We start from the raw sequence: 7,944 nt of genomic DNA on the forward strand, positions 1-7,944 counted from the left end.
GAAATAAGTTCTAAATCAGTGTTTGTACTCAAACATAAAATACTATGAGCTAATATAGTTATAAAACTTTTTTGACAGTGTTTGTATACCGAATAAATACAGATATTGATTTAAGTTGTAGTGATTTACGAGTAGTTTAACTTAGAATTTTTAATAAAATGAACAAGTAACATTTAGTGGATATTTATTTTATATTTCCCCAAGCATGTTTGATGGTGATGTCGATTGATAGATGCTTTTGTGTTAGCTCAATAAATCTCAATTTTGTCAATATATATATTGATAGAGTCAGAGTAATAATTTAAAGATAAAAATATTAGTTTGAATAAGTCTGGTTGATTCGCCCCATAACAAATTTAATTTATATGGGTATAAAACCTTTTGTGTGACCGCTCGAAGTCTTAAATCGGAAATTGCTAACAAATTAGAGTAGTGTATCTTTAATTTTGATTATCTAATATAGTATTTGTAGGGATTATTAAGCTAAAGAAAAGCATATCTTAATCGAAAGATATCAAAATATTCATGTAACGCTTTCCAAATTTTAATTTTGTCAGCTTCTGGATGTTCAAGATATATTTATTTCTAACTTAAGTAGTATTAATTTACGTGATTGACTATGATTGTAATTTATTAGTTCAAATAAATCTGCCTTTGAGTAGCTAATTAGATATCTAATTATCTCGATGCAACAAAAAATTATATATACTTAATGACTGCCCAACCTAGTAAAGACTGATAAAAAACCGCCGCTAATATAGGGCGGTCTAGTTAAGCAATCGGAGGGTATTTATAGCTTACTGTGCTATTTTTCTGGTTGTTGTAACAAATTTGGCGTTAATTGTCATATATTCTGCCTTAATTACAACTAATTTTTTGCGTATGCGCTCATTGGTTCTTTAATGAATCGAATGTAGAGATGCTTAAAGGTAGATCTAATGAGACGGGGCATGCGAAAATCTATAGGTATTAGTTTATCTGGTAATAACCAATCATCTACTTGTAACGCTTTTGGGTGTAAGTGAGGAAAATTAATTTCAGCAAGTGATGGACAAATTCCCAATCGCATCGATGCATTAATAGTTGGAACTTTATCTGGAGAAACATTTAGTACTTCCACCAAAGTTCTGTCCAGGGCAAATATATTCGTAGATGCGCCTAAAATTCCCAGATGACGAGGTTCGCCACCACTCGGTCCATTCCCTTGGTGACCGACGATTCCATCTACTATAGTTAGAGTTGGATTAATAGCTTTGGCTGTCTCTACCAACATAGTACTGAAACGACTTACATCTTTTCCTGCTTCAAGATGCCACCAAGCTTTCATTTTTCCTGGCACACAACCAAACAAATTTTTTACGCCTAAAGTCAATACCAACTGAACGTGAGATTTAATTTTAGGCAAGTTAATTACAACATCTGCTTCCATTGCTTCTTTGGACAACAGTAGGTGATTGAACTCTTGGTTAACTATCTGATAACGCTTGCCATGAAATTCTACTACTGGTAATTTCAGATCTTCTAAAATTGATTGATAACCATTTGCGATTGCTACTCCCTTTGCCGAACCAAAGGCTGGACTATCTCCTAAAAATGGCTGTCCTCCAGCTTCCATTACCATCTGTGCTAACACGTATACTAATTCGGGTCTGGTAGTACATTCTTTCGTAGGACGCGAACCGGTAAGTAAATTAGGTTTCAGAAGAACTTTTTGTCTCGGTTTTACAAACCCTGCTATCCCCCCAAGAGGCTCGAGTAATGTTTCTAGAGAATGTCTCAACACTTCTCTACGATACGAATTAGCACGGATTAAACTGACAGATGGTGATTGCATATAGCGATCCTAAATTATTCGCAAACTCTAAAGAAGGAAGTACGTAACAGTTTTAAATGTGGAACATAGGTAAGTCTAACAAAGAAAAATCAAAAAATCGGCTAAGACCGTTTGGGTGTGACTATTTAAAAATATTTTCTCTAGGGACAATCAAATTTTTAGGGTTCTAATTTTTAGGGTTTAAATTTTTAGGGTTCAAATTCTTAGAACTACGAATCAATTATTGGTTGAACTCACTGGTTAGTTTGATTCGCCAGAATTAGTGTTAATATAATTACATCAAGTTAACATTTTTATGGGTATTTTGAATTACTATTGATGTTTGCGGAGTTCAAAGCTAGAAACTACTTGCTCAAATACTTTTTCGTAATCTCTGTTTGAGTAATTATGATTTTGGGAATGGCTAATTACAATCACTTTGTTACCACCTTTATTCGGTAGGACAATGTTTTGAGCCTCATACAAACCGCTAGAGTGAAAAATAACAGCTTCTTGACCTGCAATAAATTGCTTTACTTGATTTTGAGTGGTACCAAATTCATCTTTATTTTCTTGCAACCATTCACTAGCAGTAAGACGTTTGGGATTTTCTTCGACGGAAATACTTACATTTGCTGGTAATTCGGAACCTTGAAATTTACCGGATTTAATTGCTTGATAATCAATCTTACTCCATACATCTATTCGTTGCTGTACTGTACCAGGTTCAATACTAGGGTTGTTCTGACCCTTATTGACTACATAACCTTTGGGATATTTAAAGCTAAAGCCCAATTTCTGGCTACTAAATATTTGTGGTGTCTTAACTTTAGAAATTGCTTTGATTAATTTTTCTTGTTTTTTGGTTTCTTGTTTCTTAGTTTCTTGTTTATCAGTTTCTTGTTTATTGGTTTGTTTTTGAGTCGTACTATTTTCTTCGGGACTGATATTTTCTTGGGGGCTGATATCTAGTTCCTCTTTAGCTGGTTTGATTTTTTCTTCGGGATTTGTCTTTCCTTCTAAAATATGCGGTGCTTTGATCGAAAAATCATAGTCTGGAGCATCTAGTGCTCGGGTTGCATTAGATATATTATTGCGATCTATTGTAGGAAATATGGGAGTTTTCAATCTCAAATCAGAATGATTTTCTGAGTTTGACTTGGCTGTATTTTGTGCGATCGCTTCACGACTACTATTGGGCGTTGAACTTTGAGCAACAGTTTTTGGTAAAGATTGTTCTCCAAATTTAACCTGAGAAGATGCAAGAGTTGAAGGTTTACTAGTTAAAGAATTTGCAGGTTGTGGATTAGAATCATTTGTAGATGAATTACTGTTTTGACAGGCAGTTATAAATCCTAAAACAGAGCACCAAAGTAAGACACCAGAACAAAACCATTTCAGGTTGTTACTGGCTTTCTTCTTCGGTGGTGATGTTGCATAGTTTTGTTGGTGCGGTGCAGACATATGTCGTTACTTTTAAACTATTTCAAAGCCTACAGTACTGCTTTACAATAGTCCCATAAGCTTTCCCGTATAGTTACATAATTTTATTGAAATTAGAAATTTTTTCTGAAGGCTGAAAAGAAGAATAAGATCTAGGGCTTGTGACAGGAAGAATAAATATCTAGATCGATAGTTAGTGACTAATTACTGATCTCCTATTCTTCACATATTATTCCTGATGTCCCCAATTGCTAATCTCTATCAACTAAAGGGACTATTTGACTCATTTTTTCGAGATTCAGTACTTTTTCTAGCTCTGCTTCACTCATTAAACCTTTCTCTAAGGCAATTTGCCGCAAAGATTTTCCAGTTGATAGAGATTCCTTTGCAACTTCAGCAGCATTTAGATATCCGATGTGAGTGTTGAGTGCAGTAACCAGAGCTAAACTACCTTCTGCATATTCCAAACAACGCTGAGGCATAGCACTTATATTTTTAATACATCTTTCGGTAAGGCTGGCGATGGTATTACCAAGAATTTCAATACTGTGGATTAGATTGTAAGCAATTAATGGCATCATTACATTGAGTTCTAGTTGCCCTGCTTGCCCTGCTAAAACGATCGCATTATCGTAACCCATGACCTGAAAACATACCATTGAAGTCATTTCCGCCATTACCGGGTTGTATTTCCCGGGCATTATAGATGAACCGGGCTGTACCGGAGGTAATTGGATTTCTTTCAAACCAGTTTTTGGTCCGGAATCCATCAAACGCAGATCGTGGGAAATTTTTACTAGGTCTTGGGCTAAATTACGCAAGCAGCCAGATACATTAACAAAGCAACCCATGCTTTGCATTGCTGCCATCGGATGGGAAGCAGGAGTTAAAGGCATGTCAAGAATTTCTGATAAAACTTCTACTACTCGGGCTCGATAGTGGGGATGGGTATTTAAACCCGTACCTGTTGCACTTCCTCCTAAACCTAATACCATCAAATCCCCCGAGGCAATATAAATCCGGTTTTGATGTTCCGTAATAATTTGTGCCCAAGCACGAAAATTTTCACCCAAACGCACGGGGACGGCGTCTTGCATATGGGTTCTGCCAGATCTGATTATTTCTTGAAATTCTTCTGCCTTTGACTCTAAAGTTGCGATCGCATTCTCCAAAGCTGGATGTAGAGTTTTTGATAATGCTAGTAAGCCACCTATACGGATTGCAGTAGGAATAACGTCATTGGTTGATTGTCCGTAGTTGACATGGTCGTTCGGGTTGAGGCGCTTATATTCTCCTTTTGTGAAACCAAGAATTTCTAAACCTCGATTTGCCAACACTTCATTAATATTCATATGATGGGAAGTTCCTGCCCCAGCTTGATATATGTCTACAACAAACTGATCGCGAAATTTACCACCTAGCACTTCATCGGCAGCTTGGACAATGGCGTTGCTAATATCTTGGGGGATACATTTAAGTTCTCCGTTAGTAATTGCTGTTGCTTTTTTGATTAATATCCCAGCATCTATATAAGTAGGTAGGGGCTTTATACCACTAATGGCAAAATTTTCTATTGCTCGTAAGGTTTGGATACCATAATAAACGTTACTTGGTATTTGGCGCTCCCCCATGGAATCTGTTTCAATGCGGAATTGGGAATTAGTTTGTTCGGTCATCAGCAATTACAAATATGAACGGTGGCTACTTCTTGTTACTTATCAGTTAGGAGAACTATCATCAAACATTGAAATTCATAAATAAATTTATAAATCTGAAAGGGCAAGAAGATTATAATTTATTTTTTACAGCAACGGCATAAAATAAACCTGCTCTTTTATATAAAACTGAGCCCAAGAATAGGAACAAAGCGAGTGACAATTCCCAATTGGATTACTTTTTCACGTTTACTTGGAATACCCTTCATACTTTATGGCTTACAAAATCCAACGCCACAATCAAGATGGATCTGTTTAATAATCTTTTTGCTCGCGGCTGGAACTGACTGGTTAGATGGTTATTTAGCCAGGAAACTGAACCAAGTTAGCGATTTGGGTAAGTTTCTTGACCCTTTAGTAGATAAATTATTAGTGCTAGCTCCATTATTAGCCTTAATTGAATTGGGTCAGATACCAGCTTGGGGAGTATTTTTAATTTTGGCTAGGGAGCTAGCAATTGCTGGTTGGCGCGCGAACAAAACTACTATTACTGGTGCTAATATTTGGGGAAAATTAAAAACAGTTAGTCAAATAATTGCGATCGCACTTTTAATCGCACCTCTGTCTCAAGTTTGGCGGTTACCTTCTTTGATTGCTTTCTGGATTTCCGTAGGTTTTACTTTGATTTCTGGAGCAATTTATCTTTTACCAAAGCAATCAAACCTTGCAAAAGAACATAATTCTGACTAACTGGACAAATTATCATATTTTAGACTTAGAAATGAGAATTTAATAACCTGTAATTCTTAAATCTGGAATGGTGCGTTACGCGATGCTAACAGCACCGTACTTTTGTACTGAAAAATTACTATATTTTAGACTTAGCTTTCTGAAAGGCAATATTCAATGTTTGCTAACTTGGAAAACTTCTACTTTTTCCTTAGACTTACTTGGTTCTCCATAATAACCCTTGTTGTAATAGTAGTAAGCAGATCCATTTTTGGGGGTAACACCATTGACCACCATTCCTAAAACTTGTTGACCTGACTGCTTTAATCTGTTTCTGACAACTTTAACGGTATCTGAGTCAACACCCTCTGGACGTACTACCAATAATATCCCATCCGCTAGCTTGCTGAGCATTAGTCCATCAGCTACTGCTGTGAGAGGTGGAGTGTCAAGAATAACAAAGTCATATTCTTCTTTTGCTTCTTCAATCAAAGAAGACATTCGCTGGGATTCCAATAATTTTAATGGGTTCGGAGGAATTTTCCCTACCAGTAACACATCCAATGCAGGTAAAGCTCTTTGAAGAGTATCTTGTAATTTTGATTGACCGACAAGGACGTTACTTAAACCCATTAAGTTCGGTCGTCTCCAAATTCTATGCTGACGAGGACGACGCATATCTGCATCTACTAATAATACTTTACGTCCTAGCTGGGATAAGGTTACTGCCAAATTTGCAGAAATAAAGGATTTACCTTCATTTGGATTAGAACTGCTTACAACAATTACTTTGAGAGTTTTGTCAGAAACTGTAAATGCTAAATTTGTCTGGAGAATTTCAAAGGCTGAAGTGACTGATGAGTAGGGGTTGTCTAGTACAGGTAATTCAATTTCTTGATTATCAGTACTTCCCTTGGTAGTTTTAGGAGTTTTTGGAATTGTTCCCAATAAGGGATAATCCAGTAACTGCTTAATTTTATCTACTGTCTTAAGGGATTTATCGGTTCTTTCCAGTAATAAAGCTGTTCCCACACCAAGAAGAATTCCTCCAATTCCTCCCAATAAAAGGTTACGCGTAATATTCGGAGATATAGGATACTCTGGAACTAAAGCTTCGGAAATAATAGTCGTGTTACCTACACTTCGATTTTCTACGACCTCTACTTCTTGCAGTTTCTTTAGTAGTTCCGTATAGGTTAGTTGTGCAACCTCTAATTTTCGTTGCAACTGTCGCTGTGTTTGCTCCAATTTTGGCAAACTACGCAAACGTGCTCGTTGAGTGATAAAGTTTTTTCTTAATATCCCCACTCGATTGGCTGCTGCTAAACGTTCTACCTCTGATTTAACTAATTCAGCTGTTAAATTCTGTTTAATTTCACCAATTTGCAAATTTCTTTCTGATATGGAATTTCCATTATCGATCAGTTGACCGACTCGTTTTCCTAATTGATTTCTCAGAGCTTGTTCTTTCCTCAGCAAACTGATAACCATTGGATGTTCGCCAGTAAACTGAGTTTGTGCGACAGCTAGCTCATCCTGCACTTTTTGATATTGTGTCAGTGCTTCTTGTACTATTGGGGACTGATTCAATGTTGAGATTGCAACAGCCTCTTGAGTCTCTAATTGCAATTGATTTTGCAGACCCTGGGAGCGAGTTGTAACTTCTCCTAAATATGCTTGGGCTTTAACAATTTCTTCTGATAAATCCTTGAGAGCCTCAACTCCTGTTTGTGCTTCTTGTTCGAGAGCTACTATTCCATTTTTTTCTTTGAACTGACGCAGTTCTGCTTCTGCTCGGACTAATCTTTGTTCTACTTCGGGTAGTTGTTTCTTCAGGAACTCGCGTGCTGACCTTGCTTCTGCTGTATTTGTACTAATATTATTTTCCTGATAGTCTTTCATTAAAGAATTAACAATCGCTGCAGCTTCTTGTGGATCGTTACTCTCATAAGAAAGATTCAAAATATCTGTATCTCCTACAGCATTGACCCTGAGTTTTGAAATCAATACACTGGGCTTTAAGAGTTCACCTCTACTATCTCTTAAATTGAGCTTGCTGATAGTCTTTTGAATTATAGGACGTGAACGAATAATCTGTGCTTCTGTTGCTAAAGGATTACCTTTTCCAGAGATTGCTGCAACTTCTCCCATTTGACTATTTAAAGTTGTTAATGCAGAAACGCGATCACTGTTAAATCGCAGCTTACCTTCAGCATTATAAATTGGTTCTTGCTTAAATGTATTAAAAGCTGCTACCCCAAACACAGAACTACCCACAATCAGTGCAGGTAGCCAACGTCTTTT

General features: G+C 36.7%; 5 protein-coding genes. 1 reads left to right on the plus strand and 4 read right to left on the minus strand.

Annotation, left to right across the window (positions count from 1 at the left end):
• Positions 1-868: 868 nt before the first annotated feature.
• The 3 genes from QNJ50_RS27915 to QNJ50_RS27925 all read right to left on the minus strand — a co-directional run bounded on the left by QNJ50_RS27915 (position 869) and on the right by QNJ50_RS27925 (position 4,932).
• Positions 869-1,834, minus strand: a complete 966-nt coding sequence (locus QNJ50_RS27915) for a DUF362 domain-containing protein (RefSeq protein WP_300642285.1) — start codon at positions 1,832-1,834, stop codon at positions 869-871.
• A 312-nt stretch (positions 1,835-2,146) separates the two neighbouring features.
• Positions 2,147-3,277, minus strand: a complete 1,131-nt coding sequence (locus QNJ50_RS27920; RefSeq protein WP_300642287.1) for a hypothetical protein — start codon at positions 3,275-3,277, stop codon at positions 2,147-2,149.
• 230 nt (positions 3,278-3,507) lie between these two features.
• Positions 3,508-4,932: an aspartate ammonia-lyase gene (locus tag QNJ50_RS27925; RefSeq protein ID WP_300642290.1), complete on the minus strand. Its 1,425-nt coding sequence runs from the start codon at positions 4,930-4,932 to the stop codon at positions 3,508-3,510.
• 195 nt (positions 4,933-5,127) lie between these two features.
• On the opposite strand from QNJ50_RS27925, the gene pgsA reads away from it, so the two are divergent.
• Positions 5,128-5,661 (plus strand): CDP-diacylglycerol--glycerol-3-phosphate 3-phosphatidyltransferase, encoded by a 534-nt coding sequence (gene pgsA, locus QNJ50_RS27930; RefSeq protein ID WP_300642293.1) that lies wholly within the window; start codon positions 5,128-5,130, stop codon positions 5,659-5,661.
• A 153-nt stretch (positions 5,662-5,814) separates the two neighbouring features.
• Here the strand turns inward: pgsA and QNJ50_RS27935 are convergent.
• On the minus strand, positions 5,815-7,944 hold a 2,130-nt coding region (locus tag QNJ50_RS27935), incomplete at its 5' end, for a polysaccharide biosynthesis tyrosine autokinase (RefSeq protein ID WP_300642296.1).

This window comes from Mastigocoleus sp. MO_188.B34 (assembly GCF_030065675.1).
Classification (GTDB): Bacteria; Cyanobacteriota; Cyanobacteriia; order Cyanobacteriales; family Nostocaceae; genus Mastigocoleus.

Coding starts and splice junctions, on each gene's coding strand:
- QNJ50_RS27915 (WP_300642285.1), bottom strand. CDS start 1,834: ATGCAATCACCATCTGTCAGTTTAATCCGTGCTAATTCGTATCGTAGA.
- QNJ50_RS27920 (WP_300642287.1), bottom strand. CDS start 3,277: ATGTCTGCACCGCACCAACAAAACTATGCAACATCACCACCGAAGAAG.
- QNJ50_RS27925 (WP_300642290.1), bottom strand. CDS start 4,932: ATGACCGAACAAACTAATTCCCAATTCCGCATTGAAACAGATTCCATG.